21 protein-coding genes and 1 pseudogene are annotated in these 25,173 nt (G+C 72.4%); 7 read left to right on the plus strand and 15 right to left on the minus strand.

Annotated elements, in window-relative coordinates; genetic code table 11:
- The first annotated feature begins 30 nt into the window (after positions 1–30).
- Entirely contained in the window at positions 31–471 is a 441-nt protein-coding gene (locus tag AB0G01_RS21160) for a GNAT family N-acetyltransferase (RefSeq protein WP_360947959.1), read from the plus strand.
- A gap of 25 nt (positions 472–496) precedes the next feature.
- Here AB0G01_RS21160 and AB0G01_RS21165 read toward each other — a convergent pair whose 3' ends face one another.
- The 3 genes from AB0G01_RS21165 to AB0G01_RS21175 all read right to left on the minus strand — a co-directional run bounded on the left by AB0G01_RS21165 (position 497) and on the right by AB0G01_RS21175 (position 4,104).
- A complete protein-coding gene (locus AB0G01_RS21165) occupies positions 497–1,621 on the minus strand; it encodes a S8 family peptidase (protein WP_360947961.1) in 1,125 nt (374 codons plus the stop codon).
- Between the two features lie 49 nt (positions 1,622–1,670).
- Positions 1,671–2,864, minus strand: coding sequence for a S8 family peptidase (locus tag AB0G01_RS21170; RefSeq protein ID WP_360947963.1), 1,194 nt, complete (start codon positions 2,862–2,864; stop codon positions 1,671–1,673).
- A 73-nt stretch (positions 2,865–2,937) separates the two neighbouring features.
- Positions 2,938–4,104, minus strand: a complete 1,167-nt coding sequence (locus tag AB0G01_RS21175; protein ID WP_360947965.1) for a S8 family peptidase — start codon at positions 4,102–4,104, stop codon at positions 2,938–2,940.
- Positions 4,105–4,446: 342 nt separating this feature from the next.
- On the opposite strand from AB0G01_RS21175, the gene AB0G01_RS21180 reads away from it, so the two are divergent.
- A complete protein-coding gene (locus AB0G01_RS21180; RefSeq protein WP_360947967.1) occupies positions 4,447–5,409 on the plus strand; it encodes a hypothetical protein in 963 nt (320 codons plus the stop codon).
- A 4-nt stretch (positions 5,410–5,413) separates the two neighbouring features.
- Here AB0G01_RS21180 and AB0G01_RS21185 read toward each other — a convergent pair.
- The 3 genes and pseudogenes from AB0G01_RS21185 to AB0G01_RS21195 all read right to left on the minus strand — a co-directional run.
- Positions 5,414–5,914 (minus strand): annotated as a pseudogene (locus AB0G01_RS21185) (acyl-CoA dehydrogenase); the annotation flags it as partial.
- A 163-nt stretch (positions 5,915–6,077) separates the two neighbouring features.
- Positions 6,078–6,947 (minus strand): hypothetical protein, encoded by an 870-nt coding sequence (locus tag AB0G01_RS21190; protein ID WP_360947969.1) that lies wholly within the window; start codon positions 6,945–6,947, stop codon positions 6,078–6,080.
- A 129-nt stretch (positions 6,948–7,076) separates the two neighbouring features.
- The gene (locus tag AB0G01_RS21195; protein ID WP_360947971.1) at positions 7,077–7,478 is read right to left on the minus strand and encodes a nuclear transport factor 2 family protein; all 402 of its coding nucleotides are present in this window, start codon (positions 7,476–7,478) and stop codon (positions 7,077–7,079) included.
- Between the two features lie 178 nt (positions 7,479–7,656).
- Here AB0G01_RS21195 and AB0G01_RS21200 point away from each other — a divergent pair, with 178 nt between their 5' ends.
- A complete protein-coding gene (locus AB0G01_RS21200; RefSeq protein ID WP_360947973.1) occupies positions 7,657–8,961 on the plus strand; it encodes a cation:proton antiporter in 1,305 nt (434 codons plus the stop codon).
- Positions 8,962–8,998: 37 nt separating this feature from the next.
- On the opposite strand, the gene AB0G01_RS21205 is transcribed toward AB0G01_RS21200, so the two are convergent.
- Positions 8,999–10,906 (minus strand): intein-containing Rv2578c family radical SAM protein, encoded by a 1,908-nt coding sequence (locus AB0G01_RS21205; RefSeq protein ID WP_360947975.1) that lies wholly within the window; start codon positions 10,904–10,906, stop codon positions 8,999–9,001.
- Positions 10,907–11,033: 127 nt separating this feature from the next.
- On the opposite strand from AB0G01_RS21205, the gene AB0G01_RS21210 reads away from it, so the two are divergent.
- A complete protein-coding gene (locus tag AB0G01_RS21210; protein WP_360947977.1) occupies positions 11,034–11,210 on the plus strand; it encodes a nicotinamide mononucleotide transporter in 177 nt (58 codons plus the stop codon).
- Between the two features lie 528 nt (positions 11,211–11,738).
- Here AB0G01_RS21210 and AB0G01_RS21215 read toward each other — a convergent pair.
- A complete protein-coding gene (locus AB0G01_RS21215; RefSeq protein ID WP_360948144.1) occupies positions 11,739–12,365 on the minus strand; it encodes a nitroreductase family protein in 627 nt (208 codons plus the stop codon).
- A gap of 245 nt (positions 12,366–12,610) precedes the next feature.
- Between AB0G01_RS21215 and AB0G01_RS21220 the strand changes: the two genes are divergently transcribed.
- Together AB0G01_RS21220 and AB0G01_RS21225 are read left to right on the plus strand one after the other, a co-directional pair.
- Entirely contained in the window at positions 12,611–14,050 is a 1,440-nt protein-coding gene (locus AB0G01_RS21220) for a YibE/F family protein (protein WP_360947979.1), read from the plus strand.
- A 109-nt stretch (positions 14,051–14,159) separates the two neighbouring features.
- Positions 14,160–15,023 (plus strand): fused MFS/spermidine synthase, encoded by an 864-nt coding sequence (locus tag AB0G01_RS21225; protein WP_360947981.1) that lies wholly within the window; start codon positions 14,160–14,162, stop codon positions 15,021–15,023.
- A gap of 193 nt (positions 15,024–15,216) precedes the next feature.
- Here AB0G01_RS21225 and AB0G01_RS21230 read toward each other — a convergent pair whose 3' ends face one another.
- Genes AB0G01_RS21230 through AB0G01_RS21240 form a run of 3 tightly spaced genes read right to left on the minus strand, consistent with a single transcriptional unit; the run spans position 15,217 to position 17,806 of the window.
- Positions 15,217–15,843 carry a hypothetical protein gene (locus AB0G01_RS21230; protein ID WP_360947983.1) on the minus strand — a complete coding sequence of 209 codons (627 nt, stop codon included), beginning with the start codon at positions 15,841–15,843 and terminating at the stop codon, positions 15,217–15,219.
- A complete protein-coding gene (gene hisS, locus AB0G01_RS21235; RefSeq protein ID WP_360947985.1) occupies positions 15,840–17,102 on the minus strand; it encodes a histidine--tRNA ligase in 1,263 nt (420 codons plus the stop codon). The genes AB0G01_RS21230 and hisS overlap by 4 nt, the downstream gene beginning before the upstream one ends.
- A gap of 5 nt (positions 17,103–17,107) precedes the next feature.
- Entirely contained in the window at positions 17,108–17,806 is a 699-nt protein-coding gene (locus AB0G01_RS21240; RefSeq protein ID WP_360947987.1) for an MBL fold metallo-hydrolase, read from the minus strand.
- A gap of 145 nt (positions 17,807–17,951) precedes the next feature.
- On the opposite strand from AB0G01_RS21240, the gene AB0G01_RS21245 reads away from it, so the two are divergent.
- Positions 17,952–18,815 carry a peptidylprolyl isomerase gene (locus tag AB0G01_RS21245; protein WP_360947989.1) on the plus strand — a complete coding sequence of 288 codons (864 nt, stop codon included), beginning with the start codon at positions 17,952–17,954 and terminating at the stop codon, positions 18,813–18,815.
- Between the two features lie 363 nt (positions 18,816–19,178).
- On the opposite strand, the gene AB0G01_RS21250 is transcribed toward AB0G01_RS21245, so the two are convergent.
- The 4 genes from AB0G01_RS21250 to secD all read right to left on the minus strand — a co-directional run bounded on the left by AB0G01_RS21250 (position 19,179) and on the right by secD (position 25,157).
- On the minus strand, positions 19,179–21,479 hold the full coding sequence (locus tag AB0G01_RS21250; RefSeq protein ID WP_360947991.1) for a bifunctional (p)ppGpp synthetase/guanosine-3',5'-bis(diphosphate) 3'-pyrophosphohydrolase: 2,301 nt from the start codon (positions 21,477–21,479) through the stop codon (positions 19,179–19,181).
- 165 nt (positions 21,480–21,644) lie between these two features.
- Positions 21,645–22,163 carry an adenine phosphoribosyltransferase gene (locus AB0G01_RS21255; RefSeq protein ID WP_360947993.1) on the minus strand — a complete coding sequence of 173 codons (519 nt, stop codon included), beginning with the start codon at positions 22,161–22,163 and terminating at the stop codon, positions 21,645–21,647.
- Entirely contained in the window at positions 22,160–23,335 is a 1,176-nt protein-coding gene (gene secF, locus AB0G01_RS21260; RefSeq protein WP_360947995.1) for a protein translocase subunit SecF, read from the minus strand. The genes AB0G01_RS21255 and secF overlap by 4 nt, the downstream gene beginning before the upstream one ends.
- Positions 23,336–23,339: 4 nt before the next feature.
- On the minus strand, positions 23,340–25,157 hold the full coding sequence (gene secD / locus AB0G01_RS21265; protein WP_360947997.1) for a protein translocase subunit SecD: 1,818 nt from the start codon (positions 25,155–25,157) through the stop codon (positions 23,340–23,342).
- Positions 25,158–25,173 lie beyond the last annotated feature (16 nt).

Here is a 25,173-nt window from a genome sequence, read left to right on the forward strand (position 1 = left end):
TGGTACAAGGCGGGCGCTACCTTGCCCGACATGCGATTGGAACCCGTCACCGAGGACAACTACCGCGCCGTCATCGCGCTGGAGGTGCACGAAGAGCAACGGAGTTTCGTGGCCACCAACCTCAAGTCCATCGCGGACTCGTGGATTCACCGGCCCCGGATGGAACCGCTGGCGCTGTACTCCGGGGACGACCTGGTCGGCTTCACCCTGCTCTTCCGCGAGCAGCCGCACGACCTGCACATCGTCCGGTTCATGATCGACCGGCGGGCGCAGGGCCGGGGGCTGGGCCGCAAGGGGCTGGCCGCGATCGCCGAGGTGGCGCGCGCCGAGCGGCGCACCCGGCTGTCGCTCAGCCTGGTGCCCGGCAACGCGGTCGCGCGCGGCCTGTACAAGGCGTTCGGCTTCGAGGACACCGGGGAGGTGGACGGGGACGAGGTCGTCATGAAGCACGACCTCGTCCCCGTTCCCTGATCGGCCGGGCACGCCCCGGCGGGCATCACCGCGACGGCGACCAGTACAGCAGCGGCCCCCACGGCAACGGCGTCGCCTCCTTCACGATCGCGGCCTGCACCTGGGCCGGGGTCGCGGTCGGGTTGCGTTGCAGGTACCGCAGCGCGACCCCGGACACGAAGCCCGTCGACATCGACGTGCCGCTGAGCGTGTTGGTCGCCGTGTCGCCGGTGTGCCACGCCGACGCGATGTTCTGGCCCGGCGCGTAGACGTCCACGACCTTGCCGAAGTTGGAGAACGTCGTCTTGGTGTCGGTGGCGGTCGACGACCCGGACGTGATCGCCTCGACCACCCGCGCCGGCGACGAGTTGACCGCGTCGGCGTTGCTGCCGCCCGCCGTCACCGAGGCCGTGACCCCGGAGCGGATCAACGCGAGCACCGCGTCGTCCAGCGCCGTGGACACGCCACCACCGAGGCTCAGGTTCGCCACCGCGGGCTTCACGGCGTTGCGCGCCACCCAGTCGATGCCCGCGACGACGCCCGCCGTCGTGCCGCTGCCCGAGCCGTTGAGCACCCGCACGCCGCACACCCTGGCCTGCTTCGCCACCCCGTAGGTCTTGCCCGCGACCAGGCCGGCCACGTGCGTGCCGTGGCCGTTGTCGTCCTGCGCGACGTTGTCGTTGTCGACCGCGTCCCACCCGTTGCAGGCCCGGCCGCCGAACTCCTGGTGGGAGGTCCGGATGCCGGTGTCGATCACGTACGCGGTGGTGCCGCGCCCGGTGGTGGTGTAGCTGTACCCGGTGTCGACCGGCAGCTTCCGCTGGTCGATCCGGTCGAGCCCCCAGGGCGCGTTCTGCTGCGTCGAGTGCGCCCGCACCACCTGGTCCTGCTCGACGTACTCGACCGCCGGGTCGGCGGCCAACCGCCGCGCCTCGGCCGCGCCGAGCTTCGCCGAGAACCCCCGGAACGGTCCGGAGAACACCCGGTCGACGCCGGCGAACCGCGCCGTCACGTCACCGAGCGCCGCGACGTCCTTCAGCTTCACGAGGTAGCTGCCGGGCACCGCGGACGCGGAATTCGCGTGCAGCACCGCGCCTTCGGCCTGTGCCGGTGTCGACACGGCCCCCAGGGCCAGGGCGGTGACGCCCAGGCCGACCACTAGTGTGCGCATGGCTGTTTTCCTTTGCAGGGAGAGGAATCCCGGGTTGACGGGACCGGTGTCACCTCGTGGGCGACCAGTGCAGGAGCCGCCCCCAGGGCAGCGGCGTCGCCTCGTTCACGAGTTCCGCGTGCACCTGGGCCGGTGACGCGGTGGGGTTGTGCTGGAGGTACCGCACGGCCACCCCGGACACGAAGCCCGTCGACATCGACGTGCCGCTCAGGGTGTTGGTCGCGGTGTCGGAGGTGTGCCACGCGGCGGTGATCCCGATGCCCGGCGCGAACAGGTCGACGGCCGGGCCGTGGTTGGAGAACGCCGCGCGCGCGTCGGTCCGCGTGGACGAACCGGACACCAGCGCTTCGACGACCCGCGCGGGCGAGGTGTCGACCACGCCGCCGCCGCTGCCACCGGCCGTCACCGACGCCGTCACCCCGGAGCGGATCATCGCCCGCACCGCGTCGTCCAACGCGGTGGACACCCCGCCGCCGAGGCTGAAGTTGGCCACCGCGGGCTTGCGCGCGTTGCGGGTCACCCAGTCCACGCCCGCGATCACGCCGGCCGTGGTGCCGCTGCCCTGGCCGTTGAGCACCCGCACGGCACCCACGGCGACGCCCTTGGCCACGCCGTGCACGCGGCCCGCGATGACGCCCGCCACGTGCGTGCCGTGACCGTTGTCGTCCTGGGCGACGGTGTCGCCGTCCACCGCGTCCCACGCGTGGAACGCCCGGCCGCCGAATTCCCGGTGCGTCGTCCGGACCCCGGTGTCGATCACGTACACCGTGACCCGCTCGCCGTTCGAGCTGTAGCCGTACCCGGTGTCCAGCGGCAGGTTCCGCTGGTCGATCCGGTCGAGCCCCCAGGGCGGGTCGTGCTGCGTGGTCGGCGACGACGCCCCCGGCCCGGCGGACGCGCCGGGAGCCGCCGAGTGGGCCCGCACGACCTGGTCCTGCTCGACGTACTCGACCGCCGGGTCGGCGGCCAGCCGGCGGGCCTGGCGCTCGCTCAACCGGGCCGCGACACCGTGGAACGGCCCGGCGAACACCCGGTCGACGCCGGTGATCCGCGAGCCGAGCGCCGCCACCGGTGCGCCGTCCTTGAGCTTGACCAGGTAGCTGCCCGGCACCGCCCGCGCCGAGCCGGCGTGCCGCACCTCGCCCTCCGGCGCGGCCGACACCGGCGTGGCCACGACCGCGACGAGCAGCGCGGCGGCGACCAGGGCGGGCGGCAGCACGCGCGTTCCCCTCTGTGTGCGCATGAGTGCTTCCTTCGCGGGAACGGGGAGAACCCCGGCGCGGGTCGCGCGCCGGGGTTCTCCCGCACGGGGAGCGTCAGGCCGTGGGGGCCCAGTGGAGCAACCGGTTCGGCGAGCCCGAGCCGGGGTTGGTGACCTTGCCGGTGGTCGCCGCGTTCACGATCGCGGCCTCGGCCTGCGCGGGCGTGGCCGCCCGGTTGGCCTGGAGGTAGCGGGCCACGACGCCGACCACGTGCGGGGTCGCCATCGAGGTGCCGCTGATCGTGTTGGTCGCGGTGTCGCTGGTGTGCCAGGTGGACAGGATGTCCGAGCCGGGCGCGAACACGTCCACCAGCGAACCGTAGTTGGAGAAGCTCGACCGGGCGTCGGTCTTCGTCGTCGAACCGACGGTGATCGCCTGGGACACCCGTGCGGGCGAGTAGCCGGAGGCGTTGGCGTTGCTGTTGCCCGCCGCCACGCCGTAGACGACGCCCGCGGTGATGGACTTGCGCACCGCGTCGTCCAGCGTCGTGGACGCGCCGCCGCCGAGGCTCATGTTGGCGGTGGCCGGCTTGACGTGGTTCCTGGTCACCCAGTCGATACCCGCGACGACACCGGCGGTGGTGCCGCTGCCGTTGTTGTCCAGCACGCGGACCGCGTGGATCGTGACGCCCTTGGCGACGCCGTGGATGGTGCCCCCGATGGTGCCGGCGACGTGCGTGCCGTGGCCGTTGCCGTCCTGGGCGACGTTGTCCTTGTCGACCGCGTCGTAGCCGTTCTTGGCCCGGCCGCCGAAGTCGCGGTGGCTGATCCGCACGCCGGTGTCGATGACGTAGGCGTTCACGCCCGCGCCGGTGCTGTTGTAGGTGTACTTCTGGTCCAGCGGCAGGTTGCGCTGGTCGATGCGGTCCAGGCCCCACGGCGGGTTGTTCTGGGTCGCGGCGAGCCGCACCACCTGGTTCTGCTCCACGTAGTCGACCGCCGGGTCGGCGGCGAGGCGCTTCGCGGCGCGCTCGGACAACGTCGCGGAGAAGCCATTCAACGCTGTGGAGAAAATGTGGTCCACCCGCCCGCCGAAGCGCGCGGCGAGCGAGTCGGCACTCGCCGCGGAGAAATCCTTCAGCTTCACCAGGTAGCTGTTCGGGATGGCCTCGGCGGACCCGGCGGAGAGGATCGCGCCCTCCGCGGCCTGTGCGGGAGGGGCGACCAGGGCGAGCGCGACCGCGCCCACGGCGGCCCCGGCGGTCAGGTTCAGCTTGCGCATACTCGTGTCCGTTCTTCGCAGGGAACGGTCGTCGGACTCCCGCGAGCGGCAGGGAGCGGGGCCGCGACCGCGCGGGGTGTGCCAGACATCACCCCACGTCTTCGAGGCTATGCGGCGGTTCGGGTACCGGGAAGCGACCAGACGTCCCAGTGCGGGTGGGACGATCGCCCGGACCGCGCCTTCACAGCGCTGCTGTTAATGAGAATTCAAACATTCCACGGCCGACCGGATTTTGCCCGCCGATTCGGTTAAATTCACGTCGGGAAACCCGATCGGCTGTACCCCTGGGAGGATTTCCCACGATAACGTCGCTCGCCTTGTCCTCGGGAGAACGGAGCGGAGATGCCTACGCCAGTCGTCGGACCGGAATCGCGGGTGCGCGATCCCCGACGCATCGACGCAGGAGCGGACCCCTTCGCGGACGCATTGCGATCGGCGATCCGCGCGAAAGGGCTCAGCCTGGAACGCATCCAGCACAAGCTGCGGTCACGCGGCGTGGCGGTCAGCATCGCCGCGCTGAGCTACTGGCAGTCGGGGCGACGCCGACCGGAGCGGCCCGACTCGCTGACCGCGGTCGGCCACCTGGAGGAGATCCTGGAGGTCGGCGAAGGCGGCCTGAGCACCCTGCTGGGCCCACCTCGACCACGCGGGAAGGCACGACCCCGGATGCGGTTGGCCGGTCCCGAGGGGTGGGCCCACGCGAGCGACTACGAGTCCGTGGCCGAACTGCTGGCGGACGTGGACACCACCACCGATCAGGACCTGACCCGGCTCAGCCTGCGGGACCAGGTGGAGCTGGCGATGGACGGCAGCACCCGCCGGGTGCGGTCGCGGCAGGTGCTGCGCGCCGAGCGGGCGGGGGTGGACCGGGTGCTGCTGGGCTACGACACCCGGCTGCCCGGCGACCCGCTGCCCGTCATCGGCACGCTGCGCTCGTGCAGACTGGGGCGGGTCTCCGCCGACCCGCGCAACGGTCTGATGATCGCCGAGCTGTTGTTCGACCGGCCGCTGCGCAGGGGAGAGCGCACCGCCGTGGAGTACGAGCTCATCCACGTCGCGCCGCACCACCCGACCTACGACAACACCCACTCGCGCCGCTTCCGGCACCCGGTCCGGGAGTACGTGCTGGAAGTCCGGTACGACTCGCGGTGCCGCCCGATCCGGTGCGAGCAGTTCACGACCGACCTCTCCGGTGGCCAACCCGCCGACGTGCGCGAAACCCCGGTGGACACCTGGGGCTACGCGTACGCCGTCGCCCTGGACTTCGGTCCGGGAGTGGTCGGACTCCGCTGGCAGTGGACCTGATCCAGTAGGAGCGCGGCAGCCCGAGGGTGTGCTGCGCCACGAAGTTCAGGATCATCTCGCGGCTCACCGGGGCGATCCGGGACAGCCGGGACGCGGCGAGCGGGGCACCGAGTCCGTACTCGGACACCGGCCCGTTCCCGCCGTGCACCTGGATGGCCTGGTCCACCACCGCCTCACCCGCCGCGTACTCGGCCATGTCGGCCGCCTCACCCGCAGCCCGGTCTTCTCCGGCGTCGTAGAGAGCCGCGGCCTTCCGGGTCATCAGCCGAGCGGGTTCGACCTGGAGCGCGCACTGCGCCAACGGGTGCGCGACGCCCTGGTGCGCGCCGATCGGCGTGTCCCGCACCGCACGGGTGCGGGCGCAGTCGGTCGCCTGGCCGAGCGCGCGGCGGGCCAGGCCGGTGGCGAAGGAGGCCACCACGACCCGTTCCGGGTCGAGCCCCGCGAAGAGCTGGGCCAACCCGGCGTCCTCGGCCCCCACCAGCGCGTCCGTCGGCACGACCACCGGCGACGGCGTCGGCCGCCGCCCGGGTTCGCGAACGCCATCCTGGTCGTGCCGTCCGCGAACCCGGGCAGCCACCGCCGCCGCACTCCTCCGGCACGGTCACGCCCAGGTAGCCCAGCCGCCCCGCGCACCGCCCGCCGCTCGTCGCTCTCCACGAAGTCCGTCACGACCGGTCCTCCACCCCGACCGGTCCCGCCGCCGGCTCCACCACGGCGAGCACGTCGACCCGCTCCCCCGCCGCCACGAGGACTTCGGCGACCGTGCCGCCGGTCGTGGCGAGCACCGGACGACGGTGCCCGGGACCGGGGCTCCGGTCCCGCCCTCGATCACCCGGGGACCCGGCTCGGGGAACCTCGTGCACGGCCACCCGCACGGTCCGCCGCACCCCGTCCCGCTCCAGCACGACTGCGCTGCGTGACGTCGACACCACGTGCACGCCGGGATCGGTCACCACCCCGCGCCGGGTGTGCCGGTAGGCCACTCCCACGGTTTCACCGTGGAATTCGAACACGGTTTTCTGCGGTTGGGACGGAAGATTCCGCCACCCGAGCGGTGGGTTCGTCCGACGAATTGCGGTCAGCTCCAACGCGGCGGCCGGCGCGGCCGGCCGAACGTCCACCACCGGGGGTTCGGTGAGCCCGTGCCGGTCCAGGAACCCGGTGTGGGTGGCACCGGCGGCGAAGGCCGGATGGCGCAACACCCGCACGAGAAGTTCGCGGTTGGCGACCAACCCGTGCGGGACCGACCGGTCCAGTGCGGTGACCGGTTTGCGAATCACGGCTTTCCGGGTCGGTGCCGACGCGATGACCTTGGCCGACAGGGGGTCGTAGTGCACCCCGACCACGCTGCCGTCCTCCACACCGCTGTCGGTTCTTACGCCGTCCGGCACGTGGAAGCGGTGCAGGGTGCCGGTCGACGGCCGCCAGTCGTGCGCCGGGTCTTCCGCACAGAGGCGGACTTCCTCCAGCAGCGGTTCGCAGAAGACCGCACCGTCGCCGAACGCGGCTTCGGCTTCCCGCCGCGCCGAGGCCACCCGGTCAGCCGGCTCGTCCGCCGAACGGCGAGCACGGCGGAGGGGCGGGCTCCTATGGGAATCCCGCCCCTCCGGATCAGCCCGGGTCGTCCGGGCCGGCGTGCGCCCCGGTCGCGGACGCGCCCGCCGTCACCAGCCGCCCTGGACCATGGTCTGGAACAGCCACCGGCCGTCCTTCTTCACCAGCAGGTCGCCGTACCGCGCGACCTGCGAGAACTCCCCCACCGTGATGGTCGCGTCGGTGACCACGAACACGAGGCCGGCGTTGAGGAAGATCGGCGTCCGCACCGACTCCATCCCGACCTCGCCGTCGCCGAGCTGCTCGGCCATGTCCTTGAGGAACCGCGCGCGGTCCCACGACTCGGCCGACCCGTCGGTCACCGCGTTGACCGGGAACAGCGCCATCCCGGCCATCGCCTCGACGTCCTTCGCCACCGCCAGCGCGTCCCACCGCGCGAACCACTCCAACACACCCGAGACGTCGTCGTCGGTCGGCACGAACCCAGCCCCGCTACCCGGCACAGCACTCATGTCGTACATCGTACCGTACGACGTACGGTGACTGCTGGAGCCCGGTCCGGCAACCCCCGGCCGGGCTTTGACGTGCGCCACAACCGCTGGTCCGAGGGGTTGGTGCCACCACCGCCGGGTACTCGCCGGGGAGTGGCCGGCCGCTGATCGGACCGGCCCACGTGCGGAGAGAGGTCTCGTGTCGGGTTCCGGTGCCGTGGTCTACACCAGTGTCGGTGTCGCCACCCTCATGGCCGCTCTGCTGCCCCGGGTACTGGGTCGGTTGCCGATCTCGATGCCCATGGTGTTCCTGGGCGCGGGCGCGCTCGCGTTCACCACCCTCGACGCACTGCCCGATCCCGACCCCGTGCACCACGGGTCCATCACGCTCCACCTGACCGAGCTGTGCGTGATCATCTCCCTGATGGGCGCGGGGCTCGCGCTGAACCGGCCGGTCGGCCTGCGCCGCTGGTCCACCACCTGGCGGCTGCTGGCCATCACGATGCCGCTCTCCGTGCTCGCCATCGCGCTGCTGGGGTGGGGCGTGCTCGGGTGGAGCGTGGCGTCGTCGGTGCTGCTCGCGGCGGTGATCGCGCCGACGGACCCGGTGCTCGCCGGCGAGGTCCAGGTCGCCGAGCCCGCGGAGAACCCCGACGACGCCGAGGAGGGCGAGGACGAGGCGCGGTTCGCGTTGACCTCCGAGGCGGGCCTCAACGACGGCCTGGCGTTCCCGTTCACCTACGCGGCGGTGGCCATCAGCATCGTGGGCGCGGCCCCGGACGCCTGGCTGCCGCACTGGGTCGCCGTGGACGTGGTGTGGCGGCTCGCGGCCGGCCTCCTGGTCGGGCTGGTCGCCGGGTGGGGGCTGCGCAAGCTGTTCTTCGCCGCGCCGTCGGAGAAGTTCCGCCTGGCCGAGCACGCGGAGGGGTTCGTGGCGCTCGCCGCGACGTTCCTCGCCTACGGCCTCACCGAACTGGTCGGCGGCTACGGCTTCATCGCGGTGTTCGTGTGCGCCTGCACGATCAGGGCGGGCGAGCGGTCCCACGGCTACCACCGCGTCCTGCACCAGTACGTCGAGCAGATCGAGCGGATGCTCACCGTGCTGATCATCTTCCTGCTCGGCGGCGCGGCCGTCACCGGCCTGCTGGCGGGCACCGGGTGGCGGGAGGTGCTGGTGGCGCTGCTCGTCCTCCTCGTCGTGCGGCCGGTGACCGGCCTGGTCGCCCTGGCCCGCGGCAAGACGGGACCGCGCGAGCGGTTCGTCATCTCGTTCTTCGGCGTGCGGGGTGTCGGGTCGCTGTTCTACGTCGCGTACGCGCTCCAGGCCGGGCAGTTCGTCGATCCGGAGGCGATCTGGCGGGTGGTCGGGCTGGTCGTGATCGGCTCGATCGTGCTGCACGGGATCACCGCGACCCCGGCCATCAGGTTCCTGGACCGCCTGCGGCTGCGCGCGGCACGGGATCGGCACGGTGACCCGGACCAAGCACCGCAGACGCCGGTGTGACCGCAGGCCGCCGTGTCCGCGACGTGCTTGCCCCCGGCTACAACAGGGTGAGCTGCTCGCGGTCCACGCCGCGCGGGTGCGGTGCGGTCGACGGCAGGCTGCCTTGCGGCCACACACCCTCGTCGTCACCCGGCACGCCCACCGCGTCCAGGCTGCCCTTCGCCACCAGACCGTGCCGGTGCAGCAACGGCCGGACGCGGGCGGCGAGCCACCGCCGGTACCGGGCGTCGACGTGGGAACCGCGCCCGTAGAGCCGGCGGTAGCGGTCCGCGAGGTCGGGCCGCTCCCGCACCAGCCACCGGGTGAACCACTCGCGCGCGCCGGGCCGCAGGTGCAGCGGCAGCACCGTCACGCCGGTCGCGCCGGCCGCCGCGATCTCCGCCAGCAACGCGTCCAGGCCCTCCACGTCGTCGGTCAGGCCGGGCAGCACGGGCGCGACGAACACCCCGCACGGCAGACCGGCTTCCCGCACCGCGCGCACCAGCTCCAGCCGAGCCCGCGGGCTCGGCGTGCCCGGTTCCAGACCGGCTTGCAGGTCCCGGTCCAGCAGCGCGATCGACACGCCGACGCCCACCGGCACCTGCCGCGCCGCCCCGGCCAGCAGCGGGATGTCGCGCGACAGCACGGTTCCCTTGGTGAGGATGGAGAACGGCGTGCCCGAGCCGGCCAGCGCCTCGATGATCCCGGGCATCAGCCGGTAGCGGCCCTCCGCGCGCTGGTACGGGTCCGTGTTGGTGCCCAGGGCCACGTGGTCGCGCCGCCACGTGCGGGATTTCAGTTGCGCGGCCAGGTCTTCCGCCGCGTTGACCTTCACCACGACCTGCGTGTCGAAGTCGTGCCCGGCGTCCAGGTCGAGGTAGGTGTGCGAGTTGCGGGCGAAGCAGTTGTGGCTGACCAGGCCGTTGGCGACGAAGTCCCCGGTACCGGTGGTGATGTCGTAGAGCGTGCGCGACACGCCCAGCGCCTCGACCGCCACCACCGCGAGCCGCGCCCGGCGCGGAACCGCCGTGCCCGCCACGGCGTTCCCGCGCGCCGCCACCGGTGCCACCAGGTGCAGGAACCGCAGCCGCTCGGCGAGCCCACCGGTGATCCGCACGCCGCGCACCTCCACGACGTGACCGATCCTCAACCGCATCAGCGCGAGCACGGCCGCCTCGAACACCGAGCTGTCCGAACTGGACAGCACCAGGCCCTCGCCGGTCGCGGTGCCGCGCGAGTCGAACAGCCCGGCGAGGAAGCCCTTGGACCAGTCGTCGTCGGGCGTCGTCGGCCACTCGACCAGTTCGCTCTCGCGCGGGATGCGACCGGTGGAGTACTCCTTCGCCCGCGCCAGCACGTCCGGGTCGCCGGGCAGCCCGCCGCGCACCACGCCCCAGAGGTAGCCGCGCCGGTAGTCGTCGTTCACGGTCGGCGGTGCGGCGAAGCGGCCGGTGCCGACCAGCCGCGCGCCCTTCGCGAGGAAGGGCCGCTCCTCGAAGTCATCGCAGCGACCCGGGGTGAGGTGCCGCCAGCCGTCCTCGGCGAGGAACCGGTGGTCGCCGCTCGCGACCATTTGCGTGCCGTCCTCCAGGGTCAGCCGGTAGGCGGGCTTGACGGTGGTCCAGAGCGCCCGCACGCGGGTCCGGACGTACCGGCCCTCGGCCGTGCCGAAGACCTCCTCGCCCACGGCCAGCTCGGCGATCGGCTTGGTGCGGCCGTCGGCCAGCAGCACGGGGGTGTCGCCGGCCAGGCAGTAGGTGCACCCGTGCGTGCAGCCCCGGTACGGGTTGACCGTCCACCCGAACGGCAGGCCGTCGCCGGCGACCTTGGTCAACACCGACTTGGCGCGCACCTCGTGGAACACGACGTCGGCGAACTCCGGGGTGCGCACGCTGCGGACCAGCCCCGGCAACCCCGGCAGGACCTGCTGCCGGTCAGTCCCGTCCTTCTGCCCGTCCCATCGCATGTCCACATTCGAACACGTGTTCGAAAACCCGTCAAACGGACTACCGGCGTCACTGCCGGACATCGTTTTCCGACCCCGCACCACCTTCGCGGCGGCCGTCGGCGGTGTCGCCACGAGCTGGAGCGAGATGGCGGTTTTCGTCATGGGCGCGCTCTGCGTGTGGCTGGCGGCCTGGCAGAGCCCGGAGAACCGGCCGATCGGGATTTTCGACAACATCGCCTTCCTGGTGCTGTTCGTGACCGGCGGCCCGTACGCGGACTCGGGGCTCCAGGTCGTCTACCCGGCACTGGCCGCGTACGGGTGATGGGCGTGATCGCACAGGGGTGTCGAGCGCGCTGCCGGTCAGCCGCACCACGCCGGTCCAGTGGGTGACGCCGTCGTGGACATGATCTACGTTCCGTTGTACGCCTACCGGGGCATGCGGCCCACCGCCGTGCTTTACCTGGGGTTTACCGTGCCGCGCGTGCTGGGCCTGCGGAATTGGACCCGTGTCGTCGCGCGGGAAGCCGATGGCGGCATGACGGAATTCACACCCTCGTCGGTGCCGGGCGAGTTCTCCCGCCGCCGATCCGACAGCGTGCGGGCACCACCTGGCCCCCGCGACCCGGGCGGGGTGGTGCGCCCGGGTCGTGGTGGCCGGGGCCGAGAGCACCGGCACGACGACGCTGTCGCGAGAACCAGCGGCGCACCTCGGCACACCCCGGGTACCCGGGTACGGCCGCATCCACACCGGGGCCGAGCTCGCCGCCGCGCGGGCGCTCGACCCGGCCGCCGACCCCGACTGTCCGTTGTGGACGGTCGGCGACTTCCGGGACGCGGCCGTCGGGTCGTGTCAGACGGTGACCACGACCTGGTCCAGCGTCTTGCGGACCAGGTTGGGCACCACGCAGTCGTCGGCCGGGTAGCCGATCGGGATGACCGCGAACGCCTTCTCGTTGCGCGGCCGGTGGAGCACCTCGCCGAGGAACTTCATCGGCGAGGGCGTGTGGGTGAGCGCCGCGAGCCCGGCCAGGTGCAGCGCGGTGAGCAGCATGCCGACCGCGATGCCGACCGACTCGTCGACGTAGTAGTGCTTGCGGCTGCTGCCATCGGGCTCCAGGTAGAACCGCTGCTGGAACACGACGAGCAGTTCGGGGGCGTCGGTGAGGTGGGGTTTCACGTCGTCGGTGCCCAGCGGGCGCAGCGCGTCGAGCCACTCCTCGCCCAGCCGGCCGTCGTAGGAGATGCGCTCCTCGTGCTCGGCGGCGGCGCGGATGGCCTTGCGCACCTCGGGGTCCACCACGCGGACGAAGGTCCACGGCTGCTGGTGCGCCCCGCTGGGCGCGGTCGAGGCGACGGCGATCGCGTCCAGCACGACCTGGGTGGGCACGGCGTCCGGGGAGAACATGCGCACGGTGCGCCGCTCGTCCATCCGGGCGCGCAGTTCGGCCGCCGTGCGCAGCGACTGCCCGGCGGACATCCGCGCGGGCCGGTAGGGCACGGGTTCGAAGTCCTGGCCGTGGTTGGGAGTCCAGTTGGTCACCCCAGGGACTGTGGCACCGCGACCCGGCGGGTTGAAGACCCCGACCCGAAATTCGCACCGAAGTGTCCGCATGTCGGACACCGGGACCACTACCGTCCACTGTGGACCGGAGTGCGCGCCGGTGCGCGCTCCGTCCCCGGCCGGCCCGGCTCGACGCGAGCCGGGCCCGGTGATCGGGCAGGATGTGCGCCGTGCACGCCAAGGACCAGACCACCGCACACGGGCACGGCCATGGCCACGGCCGCCACGCCGCGCCCGCCTCCGCACCGGTCCGCAGACTCCTCTTGGTCCTGCTGCTGCCGCTGGTGCTGGCCACGGTGGTCGGCGCGCTGGTGCTCTACCCGTTCGACCACGACCAGCCCACCGGCGCGGAGGCGGGCCTCGCCCAGGTGCCGGTGCGCGGCGAGGTGACGGCCGTGGTGCGCGGCGGGTGCGGCCCGGACGCCGACCAGCCCGGCGCGACCGGGTGCGTGCTGGTGACCGTCCGGATGGCCGACGGCTTCGCGCCCGGCCGCGACGTGCGCATCCCGGTGCCGGACCAGCCGTCCTCGCCGACGTTCGCGGTGGGCGACGCCGTGGTGCTCTCCTACGGCGGCGGCGATCCGAACGCCGGCCAGTCCTACCAGCTCGCGGACTTCCAGCGCGGGTTCCCGATGCTGCTGCTGGCCGTGCTGTTCGTGGCGGCCGTGCTGCTGCTCGGCCGCTGGCAGGGGTTGGCGGCGCTGGGAGCGCTGGCCCTGAGCTTCGTGGTCCTGGTGCTGTTCGTGCTGCCCGCGATCCTGGCCGGCGAGGACCCGCTGGCCGTGGCCGTGGTCGGGGCCGGCTTGATCATGTTCGTGGTGCTGTACCTGACGCACGGGGTGTCCGCGCGGACGTCCACGGCGGTGCTGGGGACGCTGGTGAGCCTCGTGCTGATCGGCGTGCTCGGCGTGCTGTTCTCGGCGCTGGGCAAGCTGACCGGGCTCGACGAGGACACCGCGAACCTGGTGTCGCTGCTCGGGCACGGCATCGACACCCGGGGCCTGCTGCTCGCGGGCACGATCATCGGCGCGCTGGGCGTGCTCGACGACGTGACGGTGACCCAGACCAGCTCGGTGTGGGAGCTGCGCCGGGCCAACCCGGCGCTCGGGTTCCGCGAGCTGTACGCGGCCGGCTCGCGGATCGGCCGCGACCACCTGTCCTCCGTGGTGAACACGCTGGTCATGGCGTACGCGGGCACGGCGCTGCCGCTGCTGCTGGCGTTCTCGCTGTCCGGCCGGGACCTGGGCGAGATCCTCACCGCCCAGCAGGTCGCCCAGGAGATCGTGCGAACCCTGGTGGGCAGCATCGGCCTGGTCGCGGCGGTGCCGGTCACGACGGCGCTGGCGGCGTACCTGGCGAGCCGGGAGACGGTGCCCGAGCCCGAGCCCGAGCCTGAACCGGAACCCGAGCCCGACGACGACGCCGCCGCCGGGGAAGACGAGTACGACGACTGGGACGAACCCGCCTGGGACGAACCGCAGGAGCCGGCGTGGCGGCGGCGGGTGACCGGTGACCTGCGCACCGGCTACGACCCGGCCAAGGGACCGTGGCGACGGCCGGGCCGCCCGGTCCCCCGGCCGGGGGACCGGGGCCTCGGCTGACCCGCCGGGAAGCCCTGGTAAGGGCCCTGGTCGTCGCCCGCGTCGCGGACGGACCGCCCTCCGGCGACCGGCGGCGGCGCGGCCGGCGGCCACCGGGATAATCGGGGGCGTGGGACGCACCCGGAAAGCCGACGAGACCATCACCAGGGAGGTCGACTCGGGTATCGCGGAACTCGTCCCCGACCCGGACGTGCCGCGCGCGTGGACGTTGCGCCTCAACGGCACGCCGCAGTCGCACGTGGACCTGGACGACCCGCGCCACCTGGAGTTCGAGTACCTGCGCCGGCTCGGCCACGTGGCCGACCTGATCGCACCCGACGACGAGCCGGTCCGCGCCCTGCACCTGGGCGGCGGCGGGCTGTCGCTGCCCCGGTACATCGCCGCCACCCGGCCGCGTTCGACGCAGCAGGTCGTCGAGGTCGACGCGGCGCTGATCGACCTGGTCCGCGGCCTGCTGCCGCTGGACCGGGGGTGGCGGGTGAAGATCCGCCACGGCGACGCGCGGGCGGTGCTGGAGAAGGCCCCGGAGGACACCTTCGACCTGGTGGTGACCGACGTGTTCGCGGGCGCGCGGACGCCGGCGCACCTGACCTCCGCGGAGTTCGTGGAGCTGGCCGCGCGCACCCTGCGCGGCGGCGGCGTCTACGCGGCCAACATCGGCGACGGCGGCGGGCTCGCGTTCGCCAAGGCCCAGGCCGCGACCGTCCGCGCGGTGTTCCGGCACGTGTGCGTGATGGCCGAGCCGGCCGTCTTCCGGGGCCGGCGGTTCGGCAACTTCGTGCTGCTGGGCTCCCACCTGGAACTGCCGATCGCCGACTTGGTCCGGCGCACCGCGGGCGACCCGTTCCCGGGTCGCGTGGAGCACGACGAGTCCCTGGTCCGCTTCATCGGCGGCACCCCGCCGACCACCGACGCCACCGCCACCCAGTCCCCCTCGCCGCCGAAGGGCACGTGGGGCCTGCCGGACGACTGACCGCGCGCCGACGTCCCCGGACGGTCCGTCCCGAGCAGGACACTCCTCTGACGCGTCGAGTGCTTGTGGTGGGTTTCGAGTTGTCGGCAGAGCTATCGGGCGATGCAGCGCTTAAGGCAGCGTTTGATCTCGCGGGCGGACCGGTCTGCCGACAGCGGTGGGCGGGCAAGTCCCGCGCAGAGCATCACGTCGGTCAGTCCAGGGTCGAGACGAACCGCGACACGGCGTCCGGGTTGAGCTTCTGCGCCAGCCGCCCGGTCGGGGCCAGCGAGCCCAGCCGGTAGAGCGGCCGGTCGGCGGCGGCCACGCCACGCGCCTCCGCGCGCAGTTGCGCCACGAGCAGGTCGGCGAACACCAGGCCCTGCGCGTCGCCGCGACCGGCCAGGACGTCCGCCAGCTTCCGCAGCCCGAACACGCCCTGCTCCCGGCCGCCCGTGCCCGCGTAGATCGCCAGCGCCAGGTTGATCGCCTTGCCGCCGCCGCGCACGAGCAGCCCGACGGTCCGGCTGCCGCGCAGGTCGGTCACCAGCAGGTCCACCTGGTCGGCGGCGTGCAGGTCGACCGAGCGGGTGCCGAAGGCGCGCACGGACAGCACGTGGCCCGCCAGCCACACCCGCCGCCGCGCCTCCGACCACGCCAGCAGCAGCAGCGGCACGGCGAACACGGCCGCCGTGACCAGCCCCGCGGTCCGCCCGGCGAGCAGCCCCAGCAACCCGCCGAACGCGGCGGCCACCATCACCGCGCCGATCCCCACCGTCCGGGCGCGCTTGCGCACCGCGGCGGGGTCCAGCAGGTCCAGGGGGATCTGCTCCTCGCTCACCGGCCCAACGCCTCCCGCACCGAGTCCACCACGTCCGCGAGCGGCACCTCGCGCTGCTCGCCGGTGGCCAGCTCCTTGAGCTGCACGACGCCCGCCTCGATGTCCCGCTCGCCCAGCACGAGGGCGAACCGCGCACCGGACCGGTCGGCACCCTTCATCGCGCCCTTCAGGCCCTTGCCGCCGTACGCCAGGTCGTACCGCACGCCCACCGCGCGCAGCGCGGCGGACAGCGCCACCAACCGGGTCTTCGCGGCTGCCCCCAGCGGCACGCCGTACACGTCGCACCGCGTCAGGTCGCCCAGCCGCAGGCCCTCGACCTCGCACGCCAGCAGCGAGCGGTCCACGCCCAGGCCGAACCCGACCCCGGACAGCGGCTGCCCGCCGAGCTGCTCCATCAGGCCGTCGTACCGCCCGCCGCCGCCGATGGCGGACTGCGCGCCCAGGCCGTCGTGCACGAACTCGAAGCACGTCTTGGTGTAGTAGTCCAGGCCGCGCACCATCCGCGGGTTCTCCACGAACTTCACGCCCAGGTCCGCGAGGTGGCCCTTGACCGCCTCGTAGTGCTCGCGCGAACCGTCCGACAGGTGGTCGCGCATGAGCGGCGCGTCCTCCACCAGGGCCCGCACCTCGGGCCGCTTGTCGTCCAGCACGCGCAGCGGGTTGATGGCGGCGCGGCGGCGCGTGTCCGCGTCCAGCGGCAGCCCCGCGAGGAACGACTGGAGCAGCTCGCGGTACGCGGGCCGGTCCGACGCGTCGCCCAGCGAGGTCAGCTCCAGCCGGTAGCCGGTCAGGCCCATCCGCCGGAACGCCTCGTCGGCGATGGCGATGACCTCGGCGTCCAGCGCCGGGTCGTCCACGCCGATCGCCTCGACGCCGACCTGGTGGAACTGCCGGTACCGGCCCGCCTGCGGCTGCTCGGCCCGGAAGAACTGCCCGGCGTAGACGAGCTTGACGGGGAGCTGACCCCGGTCCAGGCCGTGCTCGATGACGGCCCGCATCACGCCCGCCGTGCCCTCGGGGCGCAGCGTGATCGACCGGTCGCCCCGGTCGGTGAAGGTGTACATCTCCTTGGTCACCACGTCGGTGGACTCACCGACGCCGCGCGCGAACAGCGCGGTGTCCTCGAAGACGGGCAGCTCCACGTAGCCGTACCCGGCGCGGCGGGCCGAGTCCACCAGGGTGTCGCGGACGGCGACGAAGCCGGCGGAGGTGGGCGGGAGGTAGTCCGGGACGCCCTTGGGGGCGGAGAACGCGGTCACGGTGATTACAGTCCTCGGTGCGGTGCGGCCGGCGCGTCGTCGCCCAGTTCCAGCAGGAACGGGTTGCCCGCGCGCTCGCGGCCGATGGTCGTCGTGGGTCCGTGGCCGGGCAGGACCACCGTTTCGTCGTGCAGCGTCAGCACCTTCGTGCGCAGTGACGCGAGCATGGACCGGTGATCGCCACCCGGCAGGTCGGTGCGTCCGATGGAACCGGCGAAGAGGGTGTCGCCGGACAGCACGAGCCGGCCGCCCTCCTCGGTGTCGGCGCGGAACATCACCGACCCGCCGGTATGGCCCGGGGTGTGGTCGACGGTCAGCCGCAGCCCCGCCAGGTCGAGTTCGACCCCGTCGGACAGCTCCCGCACCTCGCGCGGCTCGCGCATCTCCAGGTTCCCGCCGAAGAACGCGCGCGACTCCGCGCTGATCCCCTTGAGCGGGTCGGACAGCAGCGCGCGGTCGGCCGGGTGGATCCAGGCCGGCACGTCGTTGCCGTCGCAGACGGGCGCGACGGAGAAGGTGTGGTCGAAGTGCCCGTGCGTGAGCAGGACCGCGACCGGGGACAGGCGGTGCTCGCGCAGCGCCTCGGCCAGCGGCTCGGTCGCGTCCTGGCCGGGGTCGACCACGACGCACGGCCCGCCGGGCCCGGTCGCGAGCAGGAAGCAGTTGGCCTGGAGAGCGCCGGTGGGGAACCCGATCACCAGCACGCGGACACCTCTCGACGGCAACGGAACGGCAACAGATGCCGGTGGACCTGCTCACCAGCCTATCCGCCTGACACCAGCTATATACGAGCCCCCTAGACTGCTGACCGATCGTCGCCGGTCGACGCGAGAACAGGGGAGGTTGCAGGTGCCGACCAACGTGCAGCGCCGCGAGCAGGCCAAGCGGAAGCTGGAGCGCCAGCTCGTCCGTCGGGCGGAGCGCGCGAAGCGGCGCCGAGTCCTCGCCGTGGGCTTGACCGTCGTGCTCGTCGTAGCGGTCGCGGGCGGGGTGTACTTCCTGACCACCGCGGACTTCGGCGGCGGGGACACCGACGCGGCGGCCAGTTCCAGCTCGGCCGCCCCGATCCAGATCCCGACCGAGGTCAAGGCGCTGCCCAAGCGCACGGCCCCGCTCGCCGACCCGGTGAACTGCGAGTACCGGGCCTCGAAGGAGCCGGCGGCCAAGGAGGGCACGAAGGCCCCCGAGGCGTCCGGCATCTCCTCCACCGGCACCGCGACCGCCACCGTCAAGGCGAACATCGGCGACCTGAAGGTGACCCTGGACCGCTCGCTGGCCCCGTGCGCGGTGAACTCGTTCATCAGCCTGGCCCAGCAGGGTTACTACAACGGCGTCGGCTGCCACCGGATCGGCACCGAGGGCCTCCAGATGCTCCAGTGCGGCGACCCGTCGGGCAGCGGCAGCGGTGGCCCCGGTTACGCCTTCGACGACGAGACCTGGCCGGAGCTGACCTACGGGCGCGGCTACCTGGCCATGGCGAACGCGGGCAAGGACCAGGAGACCGGCAAGGGCACCAACGGCAGCCAGTTCTTCATCGTCTACGGCGACGCGCAGCTCTCGCCGGACTACTCGGTGTTCGGCAGCCTGGACGAGGACGGCCTGAAGCTGATCGACGAGGTGGCCCGCGCGGGCCACGACGGCGCGTTCGACCCGTCGCCCGGTGGCGGGAAGCCGAACAAAGAAGTGAAGTTCGAGTCGGTCACCATCGCCTGACCGAACCCGGACGAGGAAGGGCCCGACTCCCGCGAGGGGGTTGGGCCCTTCCGCTTTTCCGGCACGGCACACCGACCTCGCGGTCGCCGGGACCCGGGGCGGGTGCCGGTAGTGGGCTTTGGTGCCGAGCACGGCGGACAGGACGTCGCAGCGGGGTCGCGTTCGCGGTGGGCGCGGTGGGCGGCCTCGGCGGTGCGGGCGCGGGTCGAGGACGACCCCGGACGCGCAGGGGCCCGGCCCTCGGGAGAGGAGAGCCGGGCCCCTTCGTCTTCCCCGCCGGGGTGCGCGAGGCACCCGGCAGGTGGATCATGGCACCGCACCACGACGTTTCGCTGACGCGTCCCGCCGGCCGGCGGGACCGGGTCAGGACGCCGACGTCACCCGGTACACGTCGTACACGCCTTCGACGCTCCGAACGGCCTTCAGCACGTGGCCGAGGTGCTTCGGATCGCCCATCTCGAAGGAGAACCGGCTGACCGCGACCCGGTCCCGGGACGTGGTGACCGACGCGGACAGGATGTTGACCTTCTCGTCCGCCAGCACCTTCGTCACGTCCGACAGCAGCCGGTGCCGGTCCAGCGCCTCCACCTGGATCGCCACCAGGAACACCGAGGACGACGACGGAGCCCACTCGACGTCCAGCAACCGCTCGGGCGTCTTCAGCAGCTCGTCGGCGTTCGTGCAGTCCGTGCGGTGCACCGAAACCCCGCCACCCCGGGTGACGAACCCGAGGATGTCGTCACCGGGCACCGGCGTGCAGCACCGGGCCAGCTTCACCCAGACGTCCGCCGCGTCCTTGACGATGACGCCCGCGTCGCCGGTGACCCGCCGCCGCGCGACCGTGGACGGCGTGGACCGCTCGGCCAGCTCCTCCTCGGCGTGGTCGACCCCGCCGAGCTGGGCCACCAGCCGCTGCACGACGTGCCGGCCGGAGGTGTGCCCCTCCCCCACCGCCGCGTACAGCGCGGAGACGTCCGGGTAGTGCAGTTCCTTGGACAGCGCGCCCATCGAGTCCGCCGACACCAGGCGTTGCAGCGGGAGCCCGACCCGCCGCACCTCCTTGGCGATGGCGTCCTTGCCGACCTCGATGGCCTCTTCCTTGCGCTCCTTCGCGAACCACTGCTTGATCTTCGCCTTGGCCCGCGGCGAGGCCGCGAACGACAGCCAGTCGCGGGACGGACCCGCGCCCTCCGCCTTGGAGGTGAAGATCTCGATGACCTCGCCGTTCTCCAGCTTGCGCTCCAGCGCGACCAGCCGGCCGTTGACGCGCGCGCCGATGCAGCGGTGCCCCACCTCGGTGTGCACGGCGTAGGCGAAGTCGACCGGCGTCGACCCGGTCGGCAGCGTCACCACGTCGCCCTTGGGCGTGAAGACGAAGATCTCCCGCGCGGCCAGGTCGAACCGCAGCGACTCCAGGAACTCGCCGGGGTCGGCGGCCTCGCGCTGCCAGTCGAGGAGCTGGCGCATCCACGCCATCTCGTCGACCTCGACGCCCTTGCCGCTGTGCGTGCCCCGGGTCTCCTTGTACCGCCAGTGCGCCGCGATGCCGTACTCGGCCGTGCGGTGCATGTCGTAGGTGCGGATCTGCACCTCCAGCGGCTTGCCGTCCGGGCCGATCACGGTCGTGTGCAGCGACTGGTAGACGCTGAACCGGGGCTGGGCGATGTAGTCCTTGAACCGGCCGGGCATCGGCTGCCACAGCGCGTGCACCACGCCCATGGCGGCGTAGCAGTCGCGGACCTCGTCCACCTGGATGCGCACGCCCACCAGGTCGTGGATGTCGTCGAAGTCGCGGCCCCGGACGATCATCTTCTGGTGGATCGAGTAGTAGTGCTTGGGGCGGCCCTCGACCTTGGCGGTGATCCGCGCGCCTTCGAGCTGCGAGGTCAGCTCGTTGATCACGCCGCTGAGGTAGGTGTCGCGGGAGGGGGCGCGGTTCGCGACCAGGCGCACGATCTCGTCGTACTTCTTCGGCTGGAGGATGGCGAACGCCAGGTCTTCCAGCTCCCACTTCACCGTGGCCATGCCGAGCCGGTGCGCCAGCGGTGCCAGCACCTCCAGCGTCTCGCGCGCCTTGCGGGCCTGCTTCTCCGGCGGGAGGAAGCGCATCGTGCGCATGTTGTGCAGCCGGTCGGCCAGCTTGATGACCAGCACCCGCGGGTCCTTGGCCATGGCGATGACCATCTTGCGGATGGTCTCCGCCTCGGCCGCCGCGCCCAGCTTGACCTTGTCCAGCTTGGTGACGCCGTCGACCAGCAGCGCGACCTCGTTGCCGAAGTCGATCCGGAGCTGGTCCAGCGAGTAGTCGGTGTCCTCCACCGTGTCGTGCAGGAGGGCGGCCACCAGCGTCGTGGTGTCCATGCCCAGCTCGGCCAGGATCGTGGCCACCGCGAGCGGGTGCGTGATGTAGGGGTCGCCCGACTTGCGCCGCTGCGGGCGGTGCTTCTCCTCGGCCACGTCGTAGGCGTTCTGGAGGAGGGCCAGGTCGGCCTTGGGGTGCAGGTCCCGGTGGACCGCGGCGAGGGGCTCCAGGACCTGCTTCACCGGGGCGGCACGTTGGGCGGTGATCCGGCGGGCGAGACGTGCGCGCACGCGCCTGGTGGCCGACGGGGGCCGTGCGGGCACGGGCGGCGTCGGCGCGGCGGGTTCGGTGTCCTGGCTCAACCACGCTCCTCGGGGCTAGGAACCGAGGATAGCTCCGTCGCGCGGTGAGTCCGGGCGACGGACCGGTGAGCGGCGAACTTCACACGACGAACAGCAGGTCGGACTTCGGTCCCACCGGTCGTTCGCCCGATCGAGTGGTGCCGGGAGTGCCCCGGCACCCCCCGGTCAGGTGGAGACGAGGGCGTTGACCGACCGGCCCGCGAGCCGGTCCCGGCCGCCCAGCGCCGGGATCTCCAGGACCACCGAGACGCCGGTGACCACGCCGCCGGCCCGTTCCACCAGGGTGCAGGCCGCTGCGGCGGTGCCGCCGGTGGCGAGCACGTCGTCCACCACCACGACCTGCTGACCGGGGGCGATGGCGTCGGCGGGCAGCTCCAGGGTCGCCGTCCCGTACTCCAGGTCGTAGGACACCCGGTGCGCGACGGCCGGCAGCTTGCCCGGCTTGCGCAGCGGCACCACGCCGTAGCGCCAGCCGTAGCCCAGGGCCGCCCCGAGCAGGAAGCCCCGGGACTCGACGGCCGCGACGAGCTGCGTGTCCGGGTGGATCTCGCCCTGGAGCGCGTCCACCACGGCGCGCAGCGCGTCGGGGTCGGCGAAGACGGGCGTGAGGTCCCGGAACACGACCCCCGGTCGGGGGAAGTCCGGGACCTCACGCATCAGCCCGAGGGCCCGGTCCAGCTTCAACGGTGCTTCTTGCCGGTCGGGCGGCGGCGGGGTTCGGCCTTGCCGGTGCGGTTGGGCACGCCGGCAGCGGCGGTCAGGGCCTTCTCCCGGCGCAGCTCGGCCTTCAGCGACTCGTCGTCCGTGGACTCCACGACGTCGCCGCCGGTCGCGACCTCGCCCGACGCCTTGCGGGCCAGGTTGTCGCGCCGCGCCCGCACCCGTGCGGCCTGCGCCCGGTAGCGCGGGTCGCGCATCTTCAGGTCCACGGCCGCCGGGGTGGCGATGTAGATCGACGACAGCGCGCCGATCGCCATACCGGTCAACTGCACCAGCGCCAGGTCCTTCAGGGTGCCGACGCCGAGCAGGCCCACGCCGATCGCCAGCAGGCCCACCACGGGCAGCAGCGCGATCAGCGACGTGTTGATGGACCGCATCAGGGTCTGGTTCACGGCCAGGTTCGCCGCCTCGGCGTAGGTCCGCCTGGTCAGGCCGAGCAGTCCTCTGGTGTTCTCCTTGACCTTGTCGAACACCACGACTGTGTCGTAGAGCGAGAACCCGAGGATGGTGAGCAGGCCGATGACGGTCGCCGGCGAGACCTCGAAGCCGACCAGCGAGTAGATGCCGGCCGTGATGACCACGTCGTGGATCACCGCGACGAGCGCGGCCACGGCCATGGACCACTCGAAGTACAGCGCCAGGAAGATCGCCACCGCGAGGAAGAACACCGCGAGCGCGATCAGCGCCTTGGTGGTGATCTCACCGCCCCACGAGGCGGACACGGCGCTGTCGCTGATCGACCCCAGGCCGCCGGTGGGCTTGAGGTCGTCGTTCAGGGCCGCCTTGGCGGCGGTGACCTGACCCGCGTCGAGCGTCTCCGAGCGGATCTGGATGGTCGCGGCCTCGCCGGTGCCCACCACCTGCACGGAGGTCGGCTCCTCGCCGAGCGCCTCGGCGAAGCTCTCCTTGACCGCTTCCTGGCTGATCGTGCCCGAGGCCGAGTTCGCCGGCATCTGGAGCCGGGTACCGCCGGTGAAGTCGATGCCGAGGTTGAACCCCCGGAACAGGATCGACGCGATGCAGATCAGCAGGACCACGCCGAACAGGACGTACCAGCGCTTGCGCTTGCCGACGATGTCGAACGCGCCGTTGCCGACGTACAGCCGGTGGAAGATGCTGCCCTTGGACTGCGGCATCGGATCAGACCTCCTTCACGGCGGCGCTCTTGCCGGCCGCGTTGGCGGCCCGCTCGTCGGCACCCGCCTGCACGGCCCCGCCGAGGCCGGACAGCTTCGGGCTGGACAGGGACTTCGACTTCGAGACCATCGCGACCAGCGGGTGCGTGACCAGGAAGACCACGATCAGGTCGAGGACGGTCGACATGCCCAGGGTGAACGCGAAGCCCTTCACCTGGCCGACCGCGATGACGTAGAGGATCGCGGACGCCAGGAAGCTGACCGCGTCCGCCGAGAGGATCGTGCGCCGGGAGCGCACCCACGCGCGGGGCACGGCCGAGCGGAAGGACCGGCCTTCGCGCACCTCGTCCTTCAACCGTTCGAAGAAGACGACGAACGAGTCCGCGGTGATACCGATCGCGACGATGAAACCGGCGATGCCCGCGAGGTCGAGGGTGAACCCGATCCAGCGGCCGAGCAGCACCAGCACCGCGTAGACCACGACGCCCGACAGCACCAGGGAGAGGATGGTCAGCACGCCGAGCAGGCGGTAGTAGAGCAGGCAGTAGACGAACACCAGCAGCAGGCCGATGCCGCCCGCGATCAGACCGGCTTCCAGGGAGGCCAGGCCGAGGGTCGCGGACACCGTCTCGGCTTCGGACGCCTCGAAGGACAGCGGCAGCGCGCCGTACTTGAGCACGTTCGCCAGGCCGTCGGCGTCCTGCTGGCTGAACTTGCCGGAGATCTGGGTGTTGCCGCCGATGATCGGCTCGTTGATGTTCGGCGCGGACACCACCTGGCTGTCGAGCACCACGGCGACCTGCTGGGACACGTTCGCCGAGGTGAACTTGCCCCACTTGTCGCCGCCGTCGCCCTTGAAGGTCAGGTTGACGATGAAGCCGGCACCCTGCGGGTCCGTACCCGCGGTGGCGTTGCTGATGTCCTCGCCGCTCAGCCGCGTGTACAGGCTGAAGTCGGAGTCCTTGACGCTGCCGTCGGCGGGCGGCGTGACCGGCGCGAGGACGTACTTGAACTCACGCTTCTGGTCGCAGGTGAGCAGCGGCAGCGACGGGTCGTCGTTGCCCAGCAGCGGGTCCTTGGCCGGGCAGGTGAACGCGGTCAGCGCCTGGGTCACCGTCTGGGCGTCCAGCGTGGTGAGCGCCGGGTCCTGGCGGCAGGTGCGCGACTCGTTGATGGAGTCCTCGGCCTTCTCCGAGTACTCGCCGCTGAACACCTTGCGGCAGTCGACCTCGGGCTTGGCCGGAGCGGACGTCGTCGTGGCGGGCGGCGTCGTGGTCGTCGGCTGGCCCGCCAACGCCGGGGCCGGCCGGCCCTGGGCGGTGGTGGTGGGCGCGGACGCCGTCTCCGAACCGGACGGCGGCGCGCTCGGCGTCGTGGTCGGCGCGGCCGAGCCCGACGTGCCCGGCGTGCCCGACGTCGGCGGGGGCTCGGGCGCGGCGTTGGGCAGCGGCGAGCCGACGACCTTGCGGAAGTTCAGCTTCGCGGTCTGGCCCAGGCGCTTCGCGCCCTCGCTGTCCGCACCGGGCACCGTGATGACCAGGTTGGTGCCGTCGCGCACGACTTCCGCGCCGGAAACACCGAGACCGTTGACCCGGGTCTCGATCAACTCCCGGGCCTGGTCGAGCGCCTGGTCCGTCGGCGTCTGCCCGTCGGGTGCGCGTGCGGTCAACGTGACCCGCGTGCCACCCTGGAGGTCGATGCCGAGCTTGGGAGTCGCTTTGCCGTTCCCGGTGAAGAACACCAAGGAGTACAGCGCGACCACGATGAGGACAAACGCGCCCAAGTACTTCGCGGGGCGGATTTGCCCGGCCGGAGGTGCCACGGTCCGTCCGTCTCCT

Origin of the sequence: Actinosynnema sp. NPDC023587 (assembly GCF_040640215.1) — a bacterium.
In the GTDB taxonomy this organism is placed as follows: domain Bacteria; phylum Actinomycetota; class Actinomycetes; order Mycobacteriales; family Pseudonocardiaceae; genus Actinosynnema.

Coding starts and splice junctions, on each gene's coding strand:
- AB0G01_RS21160 (WP_360947959.1), top strand. CDS start 31: ATGCGATTGGAACCCGTCACCGAGGACAACTACCGCGCCGTCATCGCG.
- AB0G01_RS21165 (WP_360947961.1), bottom strand. CDS start 1,621: ATGCGCACACTAGTGGTCGGCCTGGGCGTCACCGCCCTGGCCCTGGGG.
- AB0G01_RS21170 (WP_360947963.1), bottom strand. CDS start 2,864: ATGCGCACACAGAGGGGAACGCGCGTGCTGCCGCCCGCCCTGGTCGCC.
- AB0G01_RS21175 (WP_360947965.1), bottom strand. CDS start 4,104: ATGCGCAAGCTGAACCTGACCGCCGGGGCCGCCGTGGGCGCGGTCGCG.
- AB0G01_RS21180 (WP_360947967.1), top strand. CDS start 4,447: ATGCCTACGCCAGTCGTCGGACCGGAATCGCGGGTGCGCGATCCCCGA.
- AB0G01_RS21195 (WP_360947971.1), bottom strand. CDS start 7,478: ATGAGTGCTGTGCCGGGTAGCGGGGCTGGGTTCGTGCCGACCGACGAC.
- AB0G01_RS21205 (WP_360947975.1), bottom strand. CDS start 10,906: ATGCGATGGGACGGGCAGAAGGACGGGACTGACCGGCAGCAGGTCCTG.
- AB0G01_RS21210 (WP_360947977.1), top strand. CDS start 11,034: ATGGCGGTTTTCGTCATGGGCGCGCTCTGCGTGTGGCTGGCGGCCTGG.
- AB0G01_RS21215 (WP_360948144.1), bottom strand. CDS start 12,365: ATGTCCGCCGGGCAGTCGCTGCGCACGGCGGCCGAACTGCGCGCCCGG.
- AB0G01_RS21220 (WP_360947979.1), top strand. CDS start 12,611: ATGTGCGCCGTGCACGCCAAGGACCAGACCACCGCACACGGGCACGGC.
- secF (WP_360947995.1), bottom strand. CDS start 23,335: ATGCCGCAGTCCAAGGGCAGCATCTTCCACCGGCTGTACGTCGGCAAC.